At 63.5% G+C, this 17,624-nt stretch carries 13 protein-coding genes; 5 read left to right on the plus strand and 8 right to left on the minus strand.

Features of this window, described 5'->3' with window-relative positions; genetic code table 11:
• Positions 1–130 precede the first annotated feature (130 nt).
• The 4 genes from ACYQ1H_RS06685 to ACYQ1H_RS06700 all read right to left on the minus strand — a co-directional run bounded on the left by ACYQ1H_RS06685 (position 131) and on the right by ACYQ1H_RS06700 (position 2,743).
• Positions 131–1,375, minus strand: coding sequence for a PP2C family protein-serine/threonine phosphatase (locus ACYQ1H_RS06685; protein WP_460027267.1), 1,245 nt, complete (start codon positions 1,373–1,375; stop codon positions 131–133).
• 115 nt (positions 1,376–1,490) lie between these two features.
• Positions 1,491–1,883, minus strand: a complete 393-nt coding sequence (locus ACYQ1H_RS06690; RefSeq protein ID WP_460027268.1) for a hypothetical protein — start codon at positions 1,881–1,883, stop codon at positions 1,491–1,493.
• Between the two features lie 206 nt (positions 1,884–2,089).
• Positions 2,090–2,362 (minus strand): hypothetical protein, encoded by a 273-nt coding sequence (locus tag ACYQ1H_RS06695; RefSeq protein WP_460027269.1) that lies wholly within the window; start codon positions 2,360–2,362, stop codon positions 2,090–2,092.
• A 48-nt stretch (positions 2,363–2,410) separates the two neighbouring features.
• The gene (locus ACYQ1H_RS06700; RefSeq protein WP_460027270.1) at positions 2,411–2,743 is read right to left on the minus strand and encodes a hypothetical protein; all 333 of its coding nucleotides are present in this window, start codon (positions 2,741–2,743) and stop codon (positions 2,411–2,413) included.
• Between the two features lie 307 nt (positions 2,744–3,050).
• On the opposite strand from ACYQ1H_RS06700, the gene ACYQ1H_RS06705 reads away from it, so the two are divergent.
• Genes ACYQ1H_RS06705 through ACYQ1H_RS06715 form a run of 3 tightly spaced genes read left to right on the plus strand, consistent with a single transcriptional unit; the run spans position 3,051 to position 8,775 of the window.
• Entirely contained in the window at positions 3,051–4,148 is a 1,098-nt protein-coding gene (locus ACYQ1H_RS06705) for an efflux RND transporter periplasmic adaptor subunit (protein ID WP_460027271.1), read from the plus strand.
• Positions 4,149–4,169: 21 nt separating this feature from the next.
• On the plus strand, positions 4,170–7,352 hold the full coding sequence (locus ACYQ1H_RS06710) for an efflux RND transporter permease subunit (protein ID WP_460027272.1): 3,183 nt from the start codon (positions 4,170–4,172) through the stop codon (positions 7,350–7,352).
• Positions 7,345–8,775, plus strand: a complete 1,431-nt coding sequence (locus ACYQ1H_RS06715) for a TolC family protein (protein ID WP_460027273.1) — start codon at positions 7,345–7,347, stop codon at positions 8,773–8,775. Before ACYQ1H_RS06710 ends, ACYQ1H_RS06715 begins: the two co-directional genes overlap by 8 nt.
• A gap of 96 nt (positions 8,776–8,871) precedes the next feature.
• On the opposite strand, the gene tatC is transcribed toward ACYQ1H_RS06715, so the two are convergent.
• Both tatC and tatA read right to left on the minus strand, forming a co-directional pair.
• A complete protein-coding gene (tatC, locus tag ACYQ1H_RS06720) occupies positions 8,872–9,672 on the minus strand; it encodes a twin-arginine translocase subunit TatC (protein WP_460027274.1) in 801 nt (266 codons plus the stop codon).
• Positions 9,673–9,780: 108 nt separating this feature from the next.
• Complete coding sequence (gene tatA, locus ACYQ1H_RS06725) at positions 9,781–9,990, minus strand: twin-arginine translocase TatA/TatE family subunit (RefSeq protein WP_460027275.1); 210 nt, start codon at positions 9,988–9,990, stop codon at positions 9,781–9,783.
• 286 nt (positions 9,991–10,276) lie between these two features.
• On the opposite strand from tatA, the gene ACYQ1H_RS06730 reads away from it, so the two are divergent.
• Positions 10,277–12,286 (plus strand): PhoX family protein, encoded by a 2,010-nt coding sequence (locus ACYQ1H_RS06730; protein ID WP_460027276.1) that lies wholly within the window; start codon positions 10,277–10,279, stop codon positions 12,284–12,286.
• Between the two features lie 146 nt (positions 12,287–12,432).
• The gene (locus tag ACYQ1H_RS06735) at positions 12,433–14,682 is read left to right on the plus strand and encodes an esterase-like activity of phytase family protein (protein ID WP_460027277.1); all 2,250 of its coding nucleotides are present in this window, start codon (positions 12,433–12,435) and stop codon (positions 14,680–14,682) included.
• A gap of 318 nt (positions 14,683–15,000) precedes the next feature.
• Here the strand turns inward: ACYQ1H_RS06735 and ACYQ1H_RS06740 are convergent, their stop codons facing one another.
• On the minus strand, positions 15,001–15,759 hold the full coding sequence (locus tag ACYQ1H_RS06740) for a hypothetical protein (RefSeq protein ID WP_460027278.1): 759 nt from the start codon (positions 15,757–15,759) through the stop codon (positions 15,001–15,003).
• 12 nt (positions 15,760–15,771) lie between these two features.
• Positions 15,772–17,595, minus strand: a complete 1,824-nt coding sequence (locus ACYQ1H_RS06745) for a putative porin (protein WP_460027279.1) — start codon at positions 17,593–17,595, stop codon at positions 15,772–15,774.
• Positions 17,596–17,624 lie beyond the last annotated feature (29 nt).

Below are 17,624 nucleotides of genomic sequence, written 5' to 3' on the forward strand. Positions count from 1 at the left end.
TCCAGGACGGGGAAACCGACTGGCTGGAAGGCGCGCTGCTGCTTTTCTGCTATGTGATTTTCGGGATCGCCTTTTTCTTCGTGCACTTGCCGGCCGGACAGGCAACCCCGGGTGCACGGGACCGGACCTGTTAGCCCGGCGGGCCGGGCCAACAGGTCCGGTCCACGGCGATCAGGCAGACATCGTCGGTGAAAGCCTTGCCGTCGGCGAAGTCGGCGGTATTCCGCAGCAGCTGCTCCAGCAGCTCCGGGGTGGAACGCTGCATGCCAGCGGCCAGCGCCGCGCATAGGCGCTCGACCCCGAAGGCCTCGCCGGCCGCGCTTTCCACGTCGACAATGCCATCGGTGAACAACATCAGGGTATCGCCGGGCAGGAAGGGCGCGCGCGTTTCGCCGCAGGCAAAGTCGTCGAAGAAGCCCAGCAACGTCCCGGCATGGTCATCCCGGAGCCTCTCGACCTGGCCCGTCTGGCGGCAAATGCGGATGGGCGGCGGATGTCCCGCGGTCGCCAGCACGGCCGTTCCCGCATCCGCGTCGACGGTCAGGTAAAGCGCGGTGGCGTAGACCACGTCATGGCTTGCGCCGCCAAGGATGCTGGCCAGCTCGCGATTGAGCTGGGTCAGCAGCCGGCTGGGAGAACCGGCCAGGGGGCCCAGTTCCTCCAGCAGGGCCCGCAGCATCGAGGTGACCAGCGCCGCCCTGACCCCATGCCCCATCACATCGGCGATGCAGATGCCGGCGACCCGCTCGGCCACCGGCTGGACATGGCAGAAATCCCCGCCGACGATGCCGACGCTGCGATAGACATGCTGAAAACGGAACAGGCTGTGCTCCGGCGCGGCCTGCGGAGGAAAGCAGGGGTAACGGGCCGGCAGCAGGGCCTGCTGGAGTTCGCGCGACAGGCGCAGATCGGCCTCGATCTGCTGATTCTTCAACGCCAGCTCCGTGCCTTTCTCCTGCAACAGGCGGATGCTCTCCCGGTGGAAGCGGTTTTGCAGCCTGACCAGGGTCTGCGTGGGCACGAGGCCAAGCAACGCCCCACCCCGGCCAATCACCAGCACGTCGTCGTAGAAGGTTTCGCCATCGCGGGCGAAGACCTGTCCGAAAGCGGTGTGCAGGTCGGTATCCGCCAGCAGCAGCAGCGGATCGGGCCGCAGGTGCACCGTCAGCGGCTTGTGCGCGAACAGGGAAAATCCGTACTGCGACCCGAGCAGCACGCCCAGGTCGTTGCGGGCGCACAGCCCCGCCAGGCGGTTGCCATCGACGACCGCCATGAATGCATGCGTGTGCTGGGTGAAGGCATGAAACGCCTCGCCCAGCGTGGCGTCGGCGGCCACCGCGCTGCGGTGCTCGATCAGATCGACGAGTGTCGTCATGGCGGATGCCGGCCCATCGGCCGGGTGGAGAGCCTGGCCCGGTCGCGGCAACGGAGCGGATGGAAAGGGCAGTGCGGACATGTCCGCACTGCCGGCGTGATGGACAGGGCCGCGCTCAGGCCGGGGTGGGCGCCTGCGTCATGTCCTCTTCGACCCGTCGCGCCGCCTGCTCGCGGAACGCCTGCCTGGCGGCAGACGCGCCATCGGCGATGGCATCGCCCACCCAGCTGCCCTGCGGCACCAGCCTGGCGGCCACCAAGGCGCCGAAAGTGGCGCCGAAGGATACGTAGTAGACGCCCCGGTAGGCCACCTTGCGGAAGCCTGCCCCGAAACGGTTGGCGGCCTGTTCCGCCGCCTCGGCGCCGGCCTTGACCGACTGCACGACGGCATTGAGACCTCGCTCCGCTTCCACCTCGACGGCGGCCAATTCGGGCGTCGCCGCTGCATCGGCAGTGCTGTCGGGGATGGCTTCCGGTTCCACGGCCTTGCTGTTTCTGTTTCTGCTCATGCGTCACCTCCAAGAGGGTCTGGATTCCCGTCGATGGCGGAATCACCTGTCACAATCCGGTTCCGCCGCCTGTCGTCTGACCGACAGTTGAAAGCTAGCAAAGTGCGCGGCGGCTGTCGCACCCGGGAGCCGCGGCATTTCGACGCACGCGAACGATCGCTTTTCACCGTTTGGTCACATGGGCCCGAGGTTTCCCTCGCGCCGGATCAAGCCCGTTCATTGGCAAGCGCCAGGGAGGAGATTTCCCGCAGCAGATAGACCGAGCGGGTGCAGTAATCCTCGTAATCCGGGTGGCGGAGTACCAGCACCCGCATGCGCTCCACCGACCGGCAAACCTCGTACAGGAACGTCAGATCGTCGTCATTCAGCCTGTCGCCCGTTTCCAGCCGTCGATGAATCCTCAATACCCGCGGCATCTGGATTTCGCTCGACTGGTACAGCATGGCCTGGAGAATCCCGCGTTCGGTGGTGTGATTCATGGTGCGGACTCCGTCAATGGGGGGGAGACCAGACTAACGGTTGGCAGGTTACAGCAGCCCGCAATCCGGACACGCCGATGAGGGCAGGTCTGTTTCCCCCTCGTCAATAACGCCCGGCAGCCCCGGGAAGCCATCCGCACGCCACGGCCAGACCCGGCCAGCAGACCGCATCTTGCGTCCCGGTTTCACCATACATCGGCTATCGATGCCTGCACGCGAACCCCGGGGCGCCGGGTCGCCGCGCAGCGGGATGCTCTCGACGGCCGCGCTGCCGTTAACCGGCCCAATCCGGTGGTTCTCAACCAGCCCGGCGCTGGCCATGCGACCGGACGCACAGGCCATACCCATGTTTTTCAATACGTTGTCGAATTCGGCACGCATGCTGCTTACCCGCGGGCACGCCAACGCGATGACCCCGCTGACCCCATGCCACAGAACCGTCGTCATTCTCGCAGCCTGACCCTGACAGCCAAGGCCCATCGGGCATATGAAACCCGATGCAGAATCCCGGCCCCCCCCGACGGCCTTTCCGGTAGCCACGCACCCGCGGCAACCCTGGCCATGATGACCCGCCATTCCCCGATGGGCGTGGCGCGCCACAGCGCTTCAGACGGGCCAATCCACCACCCTCGCCGCAGCCACGGCTGCAAGCCTGGTTTTGCGCAGGCCCCCGCCCTCATGTTGCCCCATGAACCGTAACACCTTCGTCAGAGCACTCCTGGTTTCCGGCGTGATCGGCATCCTGCTGGCGGGTTGCCATCGAGACAAACTCGAGCGGCACGAGCAGCCGCCCAAACTGGCGGCGACGACTCCGCTACGCGAGGACACGACCGTCATCCGGGAATATGTCTGCCAGATTCGCGCCATCCGGCACATCGAGATACGGGCCCTGGAGCGGGGGTATCTCCAGCATATCTTTGTGGATGAAGGACAGGCGGTGCGCCAGGGTCAGCCGATGTTCAAGATCATGCCGAACATCTATCAGGCCGCACTCATGAAGGCCAAGGCCGAGGCCAACAACATGAACATCGAATACCTGAATACCAAAGGCCTGGCGGATCAGAACATCGTGTCGCCCAACGAGCTGGCGCTCGCCAAGGCAAAACTGGACAAGGCGCTGGCGGAGGTCAAGCTGGAGGAAACCCACCTGAGTTTCACGGACATCAATGCGCCCTTCGACGGCATCATGGATCGCCTGTATGCCAGGAACGGCAGCCTGCTGGACGAAGGCGCACTGCTGACCACATTGTCGGACATCAGCCGGCTATGGGTTTATTTCAATGTCCCGGAGGCGGAGTATCTGGATTACATCGCCCACAGGCACGGCAACGAACCGACGAAGGTGCGGCTACGGATGGCCAACGGTGAGTTGTTCAATCAGGCCGGCCTCATCGAAACCATCGAGGCGGACTTTGACAATACGGCCGGCAACATCGAATTTCGTGCCACCTTCCTGAATCCGGACAAACTGCTGCGCCATGGACAGACCGGCACGATCCTGATGGCCAGGCCATACCCGAATGCCATGCTGATCCCGCAAAAGGCCACCTTCGAGATCCTGGACAAGACCTACGTTTTCATCGTCACGCCAGAAGGCCGGCTGGAGCAGCGGCTCATCCACATCGATGCCTCGGTGCCGCATCTGTTCATCGTCAGGGATGGCCTGAAGGACGATGACAGGATCCTGCTGGAAGGACTGCGCAAGGTACATGCCGGCGAACCGGTGGAAATCGACCTGCTGGCACCGGCAAAGATCCGCTCGGAACTCGAGTTGTACGCCGAATGAACCTCCGGCACGGAGCAAGCCATGTTCACTATCTTCATCAAACGTCCGGTCATGGCGATCGTGCTGTCGCTGCTGTTCCTGTTCCTGGGCTTGCTGGCGATCCGTTCCTTGCCCATTTCCCAGTTTCCGGATATCGCGCCACCCCGCGTCACCATCTCCCTGTCGTTCCCGGGCGCCAGCGCCGATGTCCTGGTGCAGTCATCCCTGATCACGATCGAGCGCGCCATCAACGGCGTTCCCGGCATGAAGTACATGGTTTCGGATGCGACCAGCGCGGGGGAATCCACCCTTCAGGTGCTGTTCGACCTGAGCGTCGACCCCAATATCGCGATGGTCAACGTGAAGACCCGCCTGGATCAGGTCATGAGCCGCCTGCCGGCGCTGGTGCAGCTGGAGGGCGTCATCGTCGAGCGGGTCCAGCCCAGCATGCTCATGTACATCAACCTGTACAGCAAGGATAAGCACGCGGATCAGAAATTCCTGTTCAACTACGCCAACGTCAACGTCATTCCGGAAATCCAGCGCGTCTTCGGCATCGCCCAGGCAAGAATCCTGGGCAGTCGCCAGTATGCGATGCGGATCTGGCTGAACCCGGACCGGATGCGGGCCTATAACGTTTCGACCGAGGAGGTGATGGATGCCATCGCCAGGCAAAGCATCATCGGCCGGCCTGGCCGGATCGGGCAGAGCACGGGGATGGCCGCGCAGTCCAGGGAATATGTGCTGGTCTATCAGGGCCGCTACAACAAGCCCGAGCAGTATGAGGACATCATCATCCGCGCCAATGCGGAAGGCGAGTTCCTGCATCTCAAGGATATCGCCAAGGTCGATCTGAACAGCGAGTTCTACAACATCTATTCCGACAAGGATTCCTACCCCTCCGCCTCCATCGTCCTGAAGCAGAACTACGGCAGCAATGCGAGCAAGGTCATTGCCGACGTGAAGGAAAAAATGCGGGAATTGAAAACCTCGTTCCCCGACGGCATGGATTACGAAATCTCCTACGATGTCTCCCGGTTTGTGGAGGCCTCCATCGACAAGGTGCTGCACACCCTGGTCGAGGCATTCGTGCTGGTGACCCTGGTGGTGTTCCTGTTCCTCGGCGACTGGCGCTCCACCCTGATTCCCATCCTGGCGGTGCCGGTCTCCCTGATCGGCTCGTTTGCCGTGATGTCGGCCTTCGGGCTTTCGATCAACCTGATCACCCTGTTTGCCCTGGTCCTGGCGATCGGGATTGTGGTCGATGACGCGATTGTGGTGGTCGAAGCGGTGCACGCCAAAATGGAAACCGAGCACCTGTCGCCCTACGCGGCATCACAACGGGTTCTGGGTGAAATCGGCGGCGCGATCGTCGCCATCACCATGGTCATGACCTCGGTGTTCATTCCCATTGCCTTCATGGGCGGACCGGTCGGCGTCTTTTACCGCCAGTTCTCGATTGCCATGGCCTCGTCCATCGTCATCTCGGCGATCGTGGCCCTGTCGCTTGCCCCGGTCCTGTGCGCGATGATTCTCCAGAGTCCTCACGCGCAACCCAGAAAGAGGACGCCCATCCGTCGCCTCATCGACAGCTTCAACCATGTCTTCGAGAGGGCCACAGGACGTTACCTCAACCTACTGCACCTCGTGGTAGCCCGACGCATCGTGACCTTTCTGGCCCTGGCTGGCTTTTCCCTCGGCATCCTGCTCGTCAGTCAAACCTTGCCATCCGGCTTCATTCCCGGCGAGGACCAGGGAATGCTCTATGCCATCATCCAGACGCCGCCCGGCTCCACGATAGAAGTCACCAACAAGGTCGCACGGGAACTGGAAAGCGTGGCCCGCCAGGTCGAAGGCGTGCAATCGGTTTCCTCGCTGGCCGGCTACGAAATCCTCACCGAAGGCCGTGGCTCCAATGCCGGCACCTGCATCATCAACCTGAAGGACTGGACCGAGCGCAAGTCCTCGGTGCAGGACATCATCCACGAACTGGAAGAAAGAACCCACGACTTCGGCGCCATCATCGAATTCTTTCAGCCGCCGGCGGTTCCGGGCTACGGCGCGGCGTCCGGACTGGCCCTGCGTCTGCTGGACAAGACGTCGGATACCGGTTACGACGAGTTCGACAGGATCAACCAGGACTTCATGGCAGCGCTGCGCAAGCGCCAGGAACTGACGGGCCTGTTTACCTTTTATGCGGCCAATTATCCCCAGTATGAGCTGGTCATCGACAACCGGCTGGCCATGCAGAAGGGCGTTTCCATCGACAAGGCGATGGACAACCTGGACATCATGATCGGCAGCACCTACGAGCAGGGCTTCATCCGATTCAACAACTTCTTCAAGGTCTATACCCAGGCGCTGCCGGAATTCCGGCGCTTTCCGGAGGATGTGCTGAACTACTACGTGAAGAACGAGGACGGCAAGATGGTGCCGTATTCCGCCTTCATGACCATGAAGAAGAAACAGGGCCCCAACGAGCTGACGCGCTACAACCTCTATAACTCGGCGGCCATTCGCGCCGAACCTGCCCCCGGCCACACCACCGGCGAGGCCATCCATGCCATCCAGGCAGTCGCCGCGCAAACCTTGCCGCGCGGCTATGACATTGCCTGGGAAGGCCTGTCATTCGACGAGGCCGCCCGCGGCAACGAGGCGCTGATGATCTTCGGGGTGGTCCTGGTGTTCGTGTACCTGGTGCTGGCGGCGCAGTACGAAAGCTTTCTCCTGCCACTGGCCGTCCTGCTGTCCCTGCCGGCCGGTATCTTCGGGTCACTCTTCCTGCTGCAACAAACCGGTCTTGCCAACGATGTCTATTCCCAGATCGGCCTGGTGATGCTGATCGGCCTGCTGGGCAAGAACGCGGTCTTGATCGTCGAATACGCGGTGCAGAAGCAAGCGCAGGGCATGTCCGTCAGGGATGCGGCCATCGAGGGGGCCAAGGCACGCTTCCGGCCGATCCTGATGACCTCCTTTGCCTTCATCGCCGGTCTGGTTCCCCTGGCGCTGGCCAGCGGTGCGGGCGCGGTCGGCAACCGCACCATCGGTACCTCCGCCCTGGGCGGGATGGTTTTCGGCACCCTGTTCGGTGTCCTCCTCATACCGGGGCTTTATTACCTGTTCGCGAGCATGGCGGAAGGCAAGCGGCTGATCCGCGACGAGGATGTCAGCCCCTTCACCGAGACCTATCAATATGGTCCGGGCGACGAGCATCATCATGGCTAGCGCTGTCCGGCTGCTGGCACTGATCCTTGCAGGCCTGGCCTTGCCGGCCTGCGGGATTCCGGAATTGACGGCAAGGACAGCCGAGGTTCGTCTGCCGGACAGTTTCAAGCCAGGCCTTGCGGGGAAATCCAGTTCAGCCACCGTGAAGTGGCGGGATTTCTTCGCCGATCAGCACCTGTCAAGCCTGATCGATATTGCCGTGGCCAACAACAAGGAAGTGAACATGATGCTGCAACGCATCAGCATCGCGGAAAACGAGATTCAGGCACGGCGGGGTGCCTATCTGCCATCCGTCAACATGGGCGCCGGGGCGGAAGGCGAAAAGGTCGGGAAGTACACCTTCAGGGGAGCTATCGAGGATTTTCTCAGGCTGCCGGATGGCCAGCGCTTCCCCACCTTTTTCGGCAATTACCAATTCGGGCTCTTCTCGACCTGGGAAATCGATATCTGGAAAAAGCTCAGGAATGCGGCGCAAGTGGCCGTGCTGGAGTACATGGCGAGCCAGGAAGGCAGAAACTTCCTGCTGACCAATCTGGTCGGGGAAGTCGCCCATGCCTACTATGAGCTGGTGGCCCTGGACAATCAGCTGGAGAATCTGGACCAGAACATCGCGATCCAGCAGAACGGCCTGGAGGTGGTGAAGCAGCTACAGATCTTCGCCAGAACCAATAGCCTCGCGGTCAAGCGCTACGAGGCCGAGGTGGCGAAGAACCAGAGCAAGCGATTCGACATCATGCAGCAGATCACCGTGGTCGAGAATCGGCTCAACGTCCTCCTGGGAAGGAGACCCCAGCCCATCCGGCGGGCCTCCACCAGCTTCATGGACATGCAGCCGAAAATCCTCCGCGCCGGCATCCCCTCGCAGCTGCTGCAAAATCGTCCGGACATCCGGCAAGCCGAATTCGAGCTTGCGGCAGCCGACCTGAATATCGATGTGGCCAGGGCCAATTTCTACCCCAGCTTCGGCATCAAGGCCGGCATAGGCTTCGATGCCTTCCTGCTGAAATACCTGGTCAATACCCCCGAGTCGCTGGCGGCCATGGTCGCCGGAGAACTGGTGGCCCCGCTGGTGAACAAAAATGCCATCATCGCCGAATACAAGAACGCGAATGCCAGGCAGATTCAGGCCGCCTACGAATACGAGCAGAAGATACTGAACGCCTGTGCCGAGGTGGCAAATCAGCTTGCCAACATCGACAACCTTGAGAGGAACTACGCGCTCAAGAGGCAACAGGTGGACTCGCTCGTCAAGTCGATAGATGTCGCCAACCAACTGTTCAGGTCCGCCCGCGCGGACTATCTCGATGTGCTCTTGACCCAGCGGGATGCCCTGGAAGCCAGGAAGGATCTCATCGAGACCAAACAGAAGCAGGTCGATGCGATGGTGGACCTTTACAAGGCGCTTGGCGGGGGCTGGCTCTAGCCGCGCGGAACGGGCCCTCCCGGGCGGGGGCATCCCCGTCATGGGGGCGCGCCGGAAGGTGGGTCATGGCCTCGCCCCGCCGGGCAAGGCCCGGCATCAGGACGGCGGGTCCGGCGGCTCCAGCTGCGGGATCTCGTCGTCCTCCCGCCGGGGGTCACCGGGACCGAAAAAGCGCGACAGCCACAGTCCGGCCTCGAACAGGAACCACATCGGCAGCGACAGCAAGGTCTGCGAAATCACGTCCGGAGGTGTCAGGATGGCGCCGATGACGAAGGCGCCGACGATCACATAGGGCCGGTTGGCCGCCAGCGAGGCACGGCTGACGATACCGCTCCAGACCAGCAGGATGGTGGCGATCGGCACCTCGAAGGCGATGCCGAAGGCGACGAAAATGGTCAGGATGAAGTCCAGATAGCGGGAAATGTCCGTCATCATGGTGACACCGGCGGGTGTCGTCGCGGCAAAGAAGCCGAACATGAGCGGAAACACCACGAAATAGGCGAAGGCGATGCCGGCATAGAACAGCACGGTGCTGGCGATCAGCAGCGGCAGCACCAGCCGCCGCTCCCGCCGATACAGGCCGGGGGCGACAAAGGCCCAGGCCTGATAGAGCACCCAGGGCACGGCCAGCACCAGCGCCACCACCAGCGTCAGCTTGAACGGCGTGAAGAAGGGCGACGCCACGTCGATGGCCACCATCTGCGTGCCGGCCGGCATGTGCCTGAGCAGGGGCTCGGCCAGCAGCGCATAGATGTCGTTGGCGTAATAGGCGAGCGCGGCGAACGCCAGCCCCACGCCAATCACGGACCGGAGGATGCGATCGCGCAGTTCGATCAGATGGGCGATGAACGGCTGTTCCTCGTCCCGGTTGTCGGTCCTGCCCTCCCTGTCAGCCATGCCCGCCTCCCGCCGGCAGGGCAACGCGACCCCGGCACACGCGACCGTCACACGTCATCCCGGTCGCCGGCGACGGCACCCCGCTCAAACCCGCCAGGACCATGCCGGCTAACCCTTGTCCTGCGGGGGCTTGTCCGCCGCCTCGGCATCGGCGCGATGGGGCTTGTCGCCATCCTCGGCTTCGGTCCCGCTCATGGCGGAGCGGAAGCTGCGAATCGCCCCGCCCAGATCGCCGCCGATGTTGCGCAATCGCTTGGTGCCGAACAGGACCAGCACGATGGCGAAAATGATGAGCAACTCCCAGATTCCAATGCCCATGATGGCCTCGCAAAAAATATCAGGATGAAAGAAAACGCCCCGGCTGCCGGGCTCCGCCGGCAACCGCCAGGGTGACCCTACAGACTAGCGCGCAATTATGACAAATCGCCGGGGCAAACGGCCCCTCCCGCAGCATCCGTCCCGCCGTCGCCAAATCTTCACCGACTCGTCAAGCGGCAGTCACCACACAGTCACATGCGGCCTCTATCTTCCGGGATTCCCGGCCGGTCACACAGCTCCAGCGGCCGGCACCGACCCCCCGCAACCCTGAAGCACGGAGATACCCATGGCCGAGCACGATGTCGACAGCATCTGCAACACGTCCGACAACCCCCACTTCGACAGCCTGGTCGAAATCGACCCGCGTCGCCGCGAACTCCTCAAGGGCGGTTCGGCCTTGGCGGTGGCCTCGTTCCTTGGCCTGCCGGGCCTGAGCTGGACGTCCAGAAGCGAGGCTTTCGACAGCCCGGCCATCGGCTTTGACAGCATCCCCGTCTCCAGCGAGGACGTGGTCAAGGTTCCCAGGAACCATGCCGTGCAGGTCCTCTACGCCTGGGGCGACCCCATTTCGAACGGCCCCGAATTCAGGCCGGATGCCAGCAACACCGCCGAGGAGCAGGAACAGCAGGCCGGCATGCATCACGACGGCATGCACTTCTTCCCGCTGCCGTACCCGATGCCCGGCCGCAAGGCCAGCTCCAGCCGCGGCATCCTGGCGGTGAACCACGAATACACCGACGATGGCCTGCTGCATGTCGGCGGCATGGAGCCCTGGACTGCCGAGAAGGTCAAGAAGAGTCAGGCCGCCCATGGCGTCTCCATGGTCGAGGTCAAGCGCAATGGCGCCGAATGGGAAGTGGTTCGCCCTTCCCGCTACGCGCGCCGCCTGACCGCCTACACGCCGATCCGCATCAGCGGCCCGGCCGCCGGTCACCCGCTGATGCAGACCGCGGCCGACGCATCCGGCCGGGCAGCCCTGGGCACCCTCAACAACTGCGCCAACGGCTACACCCCCTGGGGCACCTACCTGACCTGCGAGGAAAACTGGAACGGTTACTTCTCCCTGGAAAATGGCACCCCCACCAGCCATCAGAACCGCTACGGCATCACCAAGGGCGGCTTCGGCTACCGCTGGCACGAGCACGACGAGCGCTTCCGCGCCGACCTGCACCCGAACGAGCCCAACCGGTTCGGCTGGGTGGTCGAGATCGATCCCTATGACAGGCGCAGCGTGCCGAGGAAGCGCACGGCGCTGGGCCGCTTCAAGCACGAGGGTGCCACGGTAACGCTGGCGAAGGACATGCGCGTCGTGGTCTACCTGGGCGACGACGAGCGCAACGAGTACATCTACAAGTTTGTCTCCGCCAACCGGTTCCGGCCGAACAACCGCCGGGTGAACGCGAATCTGCTCGACGAGGGCACCCTGTATGTCGCCAGGTTCAAGGCCGGTCATGCGCCCAGCGACATGGCCGGCATCGGCGAATGGATTCCGCTGGTCTGGGGCCAGAATGGCCTGACCCCGGAAAATGGCTTTGCCGACCAGGCCGAGGTGCTGATCAAGACCCGCCAGGCGGCCGACCGGGTCGGCGCCACCATGATGGACCGCCCGGAATGGATCGCCGTCGACGAAAACACCAAGGATGTCTTCGTCACCTGCACCAACAACAACCGCCGCGGCAGCACCCCCGAGTCGGCGAACCAGCCGGACGGCACGACCAGCGCCGGCTCCGCCAGGCCGCCCATCGACGAGGCCAATCCCCGCAAGGACAACCGTTTCGGCCACATCGTCCGCTGGCGCGAGCGCAACGCCGACCCGGCCTCACTGACCTTCACCTGGGATGTTTTCGTCCTCTGTGGCGATCCGACCCAGACCAAGCCGGAATACCGGGGCAACATCAACGGGGATGCCTTTGGCAGCCCGGATGGGCTCTGGATCGATCCGCAAGGCCGCCTGTGGATCCAGACCGACATTTCCACCAGCGTCGTCGGCAAGAACGAGTACGCCAACATCGGCAACAACCAGATGCTGTGCGCCGACCTGGAAACGCGGGAAATCCGGCGCTTCCTGACCGGCGTCAAGGGCTGCGAGATCACCGGCATCACCGAAACGCCGGACGGCACCTCGATGTTCATCAACATCCAGCACCCGGGCGAGCCGGACAGCGAGAAGAACGATCCAGCCACGCCGGAAAAGATCAGCTCCTGGCCCTTCTCCCAGGGCTATGGCCCCAAGGGCCGTCCGCGCGCCGCCACCATCGTCATCCGCAAGGAAGACGGCGGCGTGATCGGCACCTGACCGCTCACCGGCCATTCCTCCTTCAGCGGGGCGTGAGCCCCGCTTTATCTTTCCCGCAACACCCGCCACTTCACTCTGCCGACAAAGGGCGGTGGCAGGTCTGCGAACGAGTGGATACCAACCCGTTAACCCAAAGGACTCACACCATGACTTTTTCCAAATCGACCCTCTCTGCCGCCTTGGCGTTGGCGCTTTGTGGCGCGACCCCCGGCATTTCCCAGGCCGGGACTGCCAGCAATTTCTTCGATTCCCTTGCCCCATTCAGGCCGGGTGCCAATGCCCGCATGTTCGAACGCATCGCCACCTTGCCGGTCTATCGGAACACCGATGCCAGCCAGACCTCCGTGGCCGAAATCATCGACGCCACCAAGGATGGCCGGACGCTGATCTACACCGACAGCCCTGGCAAACGGATCGGCTTCATCGACATCGCCAACCCATTCGATCCCAAGGTGGATGGCGTCTTGCCGATGGGCGGAGAGCCAACCTCCGTGGCCATCGCCCCCCGCTACGCTTTGGTAGGTGTCAACACCTCGGCCAGTTTCACTTCTCCATCGGGCAAGCTGGCCGTCGTCGACCTGAACACCCGCGCCATCGTGGCCGAACTGGACATGCAGGGCCAGCCTGATTCCGTCGCCCTCAGCCCGGACGGCCGCTACGCCGCCGTGGCGGTGGAAAATGAACGCGACGAGGATGTGAACGATGGCGATCTGCCCCAGGAACCGAGCGGGCATTTGATGATCGTGGACATCAAGGGCCTCCCCGGCACCTGGCAGACGCGCAAGGTGGATCTGACCGGGCTGGCCGGGATCGCCGCGGATGACGCCGAACCCGAATATGTCGACATCAACCGGCGCAACATCGCGGCTGTCACCCTGCAGGAAAACAATCACCTGGTTTTCGTCAACCTGCGTGACGGCAGTATCCTCAACCATTACTCCATGGGCACGGTCGATCTGGACCAGATCGACACCGTGGAAGACGACGTCATTCGCCTGACCGGTTCCCTCGCAGGAGTTCGGCGCGAAGCGGACGCCATCACCTGGATCGACGACATGCACGTGGCCACCGCCAACGAAGGCGACTGGAAGGGCGGCAGCCGCGGCTGGTCCGTGTTCAACATGATGAGCGGCCTGGTGCATGACGCCGGCAACAGCTACGAGCATATCGCCGTCCGCCATGGGCACTATCCGGAGAACCGATCGGAAAACAAGGGCTCCGAACCGGAGGGCATCGACTTCGGCCAGTACGGCATGGACGGCTTCCTGTTCGTGGGTTCCGAACGCGGCAATTTCGTCGCCGTGTACAAAACCGCCAGAAACGCGGAACCCAAATTCCTGCAATTGCTGCCGACGACCGCCAGCCCCGAGGGCCTGAAAGCCCTCCCGCAGCGTAATCTCTTCATCGTCTCGACGGAATTGGATGACGCGGATCTGGGCCTGCGCGCCAGTGTCAACATCTACCGCCTGAAGTTGGGGGCAGCCAGCTATCCCACCATCGTCTCCGGGAATGACCCCGCGGGTAACCCGATTCCCTGGAGCGCGCTGTCCGCGCTGGTAGGCGACAAGGACAACGCCAAGCTGCTCTACGGCGCGCATGATTCCTATTACAAGGAACCGAAGCTCTACACCATCGACGTCAGCTCCAAACCCGCGCGCATCACCTCGACCATGCCGCTGACGAACTGTAATACCTGTGACTACGATATCGAGGGCCTGGCGCAACGGGCGGACGGCGGTTTCTGGCTGGCCTCGGAAGGCAACAATAGCCGCAAGAACCTGCTGATCCGAGCCACCGCGGCGGGCGTTGTCCAGCAGGAAATTCCCCTACCACCCAGCCTGGATGCCCAGAAAACAACAAATGGTTTTGAAGGCGTAGCCGTGGTGGGATCGGGCGACGGCGAACGGGTTTATGTGGCCTTCCAGCGTGAATGGAAGGACGACCCGCAAGGCCACGTCAAGCTTGGCCGCTACACGCCAAGCACGGGCGACTGGGCCTTCTATCGTTACCCGCTCGACCCCGTCGCCTCGCCCGCGGGCGGCTGGGTGGGACTGTCCGAGCTGACCTACCTCGGCAACGACCGCTTTGCCGTGATCGAGCGCGATAACCAGCGCGGCGACAATGCCGCACTCAAGAAGCTCTATACCTTCTCGGTAGCAGGCATCACTCCCGCCGCTCATGGCGGCACCTTGCCCGAGCTCGTCAAGCAGCCCGCACTCGACCTCCTGCCCGTGCTGCAACAACCCAAGGGATGGGTTCAGGACAAGCCCGAGGGCCTCACCCTGAGCGCCGGCGGCCGGGTATACATGGTCACCGACAACGACGGTGTCGACGAGTCGACCGGCGAAACCCAGTTCCGCGATCTGGGCTCCCGGCGTCGGGTCTTCGGTTTCTGAGACACCCGCTCGCAACGGCCTGACGAACCGCCTGGCCGTTACCGGCCGGGCGGTTGGCTATCGGGTGCCCGAAAAATCCAGGTGACGGCGAGGCCCCTGTCCGGCCATCACCATGGAGGATCGCGCGTTGATCGAAGGCCGGGAGATTCCAGGGCGCGCGGGCGGTGCGCCACGGCGGCGGGACCGGAATGGATTCCCCATCCGCGACAACAGACATCCGGCGAGGGACAGGCCGCCGGCATGCTTGGCGCACCTCGCGCCCCCGTCCGGGGGCCAGCGATATTGCCGGCCCGCCCGCTGCGGCGATGCAGCTATGCGCTAGGGCTGCTGCTGGCCGCCGCCGGTCTCGCTGTCCTGCCAGGGCGTCACGCGCAGATCGTTGAGGCGGTAGCGGTACTCCTCGACCCGGTTTTCCCGGGCAACCGAGCCGATGCCGGTCAGCGGCTCGGCTTCCTTGAGACTCTCCCAGAAACTCTGGTTGTTGAAATTATCGAGGATTTCCCGGTTGACCCGGATCAGCTGCTGGTTGCGCTGGGTGCACTGCTCGATCCAGCGGCCGCGCTCCTTGACCGCGTTCACCAGCAGGGCGTTGTCGTGCTGGTGGTTGCGCACGTCGCTGCCGAGCTGCTGTATCTGCTCGCGGGCCTTGTCCATCTGCTCGGCGCAGTGTTTCTTGAGGTTCTCGTGATTGGTCTTGAGCACCTCGTTGTTCTTCTTCAGGATTTCGTTGTTGTGCTGCAAGGCCGTCAGCAGGTCGGTCTTCTGCTTGAGATCGGCCTGCAGCTGCTGGTTCTCCTTGAGCTTGGCGTCCAGCGCCTGCTGGGCGTCCTCCAGCGCCTTGGCCGTCTCGGCCTGCCGGGCTTCCAGCTCGGCCTTTTCCTGGCTCAGCTGGCGGAGCATGCCCTGGGCCTTGTTGAGGGTCTGGACAATATCGGGATCGCCTTTCTTGGCGGCCTCGGCGGGGCCGAGCAGCACCGCCAGCACGGCCATCGTCACCCAGCCGCGGGCGAAGGGCGGGCGGCGGACGCCCGCCACGGTGGCAGTCCCGGCCGGGCCGGCAGTCGGATTGCGCTTCATGCTTGAGCCAGCTCAGAAACGGGCGTTGATGTCCGCCAGCAGGACATCGACGTCATAGGTGGGACCGGTGATGACGGAACTGGACAGCCAGCGCAGGTTAGCCCAGATGTTGTTGGCCAGGCCATAGTTGACGCCAATGACATAGCCCTTGGCGTTGGTCCCGGACAGGTGGAAGTTGGAATCGGTCCAGGCATCGAACACCGCGTCGCGCTCCAGATACTTGTAGGCCACCCAGGCATTCCAGTCGCCCAGCCGCAGCATGTCGGGACGGCCGACGTCCAGGCGCACCTGCCAGGCATCGGTCTGCGGCTCGATATCCCGGCCCAGGCTGTTGTAGATCTGCTCGCGGTCGAAGCCCAGGTTGTTCGAATAGTTGCCGGTCAGCAGGATATGGTTGGGCGCAAAACCGGTGTAGTCGTACTGGGCGATGATGTCGAGGACATCGAAGCGCGAGGCCAGGCCCACCAGGCGCGGCGCGTCGAGCGGCTCCAGGTCGTTGCTGATCTGCGCCAGGCTGTTGCCGAAGGTGAAGAACTGCGGCGCCGTCCAGTCGTTGACCGTGCTGCCCGGCGGATTCAGGCGTGCCTGGGTGTTGTGGAAGCTGTAATAGGACACGCCGGTCTTGAGGCGCGAATCGGTGTAGAACAGCCAGTCGAAGCCGGTCTGCCCGGCCGCCATCCATTTCCAGTCGGCGTTGAAGGGTGTTTCCTGCAACGGGAAAAAGCCGCCGGTCAGGTAGAGCTCGTTCGGCTTGGTGAAGCCCTGGTTCAGGTTCTGGAACCACAGCCGGCCCGCCGTGTTGGGCGCGTTGTAGCCGCGCAGCTCGGGGTCGTTCATGTCGCTGAAGGGGAAGCGGAAGGTGCCCGAGAAACCCTCGAAGTTGAGGTCCTGGTCGAACATGTTGTCGGTGCTGAACCAGGGGTTCGGCGTGCGCCCACCCCACAGGCTGAACCAGTCGTGACCCTCGTCGTCCAGATAGTCGTATTGCAGAAAGGCGCGATCCAGCGCGACCTCCCATTGCTCGCCGGTCTGCCCCATGGTCTGGTTGGTGGTGATGGGGCTGCGATCGTTGCTGGTCGAAAGCCGCACGTTGGCCTTGGCGCCTTCGACCAGCTGGGTCTCGAAACCGAAGCGGACGCGCGCCCGGAAGCGTTCGCGGTCCTGGGTCGTGTTCAGGAACGGATTGGGCGTATTGGCCAGGCCGCCGCTGGCATTGATCAGGGGCCAGTTGAAATAGGCGTTCGGCACGTTGTTGGCGCCGAACAGCTGATCCTCGAAGCGCAGGCGGATATCGCCATAGGGCTTGATCCTGCTGACCCACTCCGGCAAGGCAGCCGGAATGCCCCACTTCTCGTTCCTGGCCTCGGCCTTGACCTCCTTCACTACCTCGTCCTTGAGCTGCTTGCGGACATCGGCACGGATCTCGTCCTTGACGAAGTCCGGCACGTAGGTCACGCGCACGGGCCCCTTGCCAGGCGCGCGGCGGGTGGACGGCTCGTCCGGCAGGTTGCGCATGGCGACGGCGGAGCCCGCGCCGGCGGCCGCGGTCCGGCCTTCCGCGGGTTCTTCCCGGCGGGCTTCGGTCCTGGCCTCGTCGGCGGCCTTCTGCTCGGCGCGTTTCACCATCACCGCCGCCTTGTTCTTGTCCAGCACGCCCTGCTCGACCAGCATGTCGATCAGGTTCAGGGTGGTGTTGCGCAGCTTGAGCAATTCCTCCTTCTCGGTCGAGGCGCCGGCCTCCGTCGAACCGCCCAGCGCCAGGGTGATGCAGAGACCCAGCGCGGAGCGGCGGGTCATCGGTGATGCGGCCCGTCGGGCCGGGATGTGCTTGCTCATGGAATCACTCGAACGATGGGGAAAGCCTG

This window comes from Methyloparacoccus murrellii, assembly GCF_054657115.1.

Coding starts and splice junctions, on each gene's coding strand:
- ACYQ1H_RS06685 (WP_460027267.1), bottom strand. CDS start 1,375: ATGACGACACTCGTCGATCTGATCGAGCACCGCAGCGCGGTGGCCGCC.
- ACYQ1H_RS06710 (WP_460027272.1), top strand. CDS start 4,170: ATGTTCACTATCTTCATCAAACGTCCGGTCATGGCGATCGTGCTGTCG.
- ACYQ1H_RS06705 (WP_460027271.1), top strand. CDS start 3,051: ATGAACCGTAACACCTTCGTCAGAGCACTCCTGGTTTCCGGCGTGATC.
- ACYQ1H_RS06690 (WP_460027268.1), bottom strand. CDS start 1,883: ATGAGCAGAAACAGAAACAGCAAGGCCGTGGAACCGGAAGCCATCCCC.
- ACYQ1H_RS06730 (WP_460027276.1), top strand. CDS start 10,277: ATGGCCGAGCACGATGTCGACAGCATCTGCAACACGTCCGACAACCCC.
- ACYQ1H_RS06695 (WP_460027269.1), bottom strand. CDS start 2,362: ATGAATCACACCACCGAACGCGGGATTCTCCAGGCCATGCTGTACCAG.
- tatC (WP_460027274.1), bottom strand. CDS start 9,672: ATGGCTGACAGGGAGGGCAGGACCGACAACCGGGACGAGGAACAGCCG.
- ACYQ1H_RS06740 (WP_460027278.1), bottom strand. CDS start 15,759: ATGAAGCGCAATCCGACTGCCGGCCCGGCCGGGACTGCCACCGTGGCG.
- ACYQ1H_RS06715 (WP_460027273.1), top strand. CDS start 7,345: ATGGCTAGCGCTGTCCGGCTGCTGGCACTGATCCTTGCAGGCCTGGCC.
- ACYQ1H_RS06735 (WP_460027277.1), top strand. CDS start 12,433: ATGACTTTTTCCAAATCGACCCTCTCTGCCGCCTTGGCGTTGGCGCTT.
- tatA (WP_460027275.1), bottom strand. CDS start 9,990: ATGGGCATTGGAATCTGGGAGTTGCTCATCATTTTCGCCATCGTGCTG.
- ACYQ1H_RS06745 (WP_460027279.1), bottom strand. CDS start 17,595: ATGAGCAAGCACATCCCGGCCCGACGGGCCGCATCACCGATGACCCGC.
- ACYQ1H_RS06700 (WP_460027270.1), bottom strand. CDS start 2,743: ATGCGTGCCGAATTCGACAACGTATTGAAAAACATGGGTATGGCCTGT.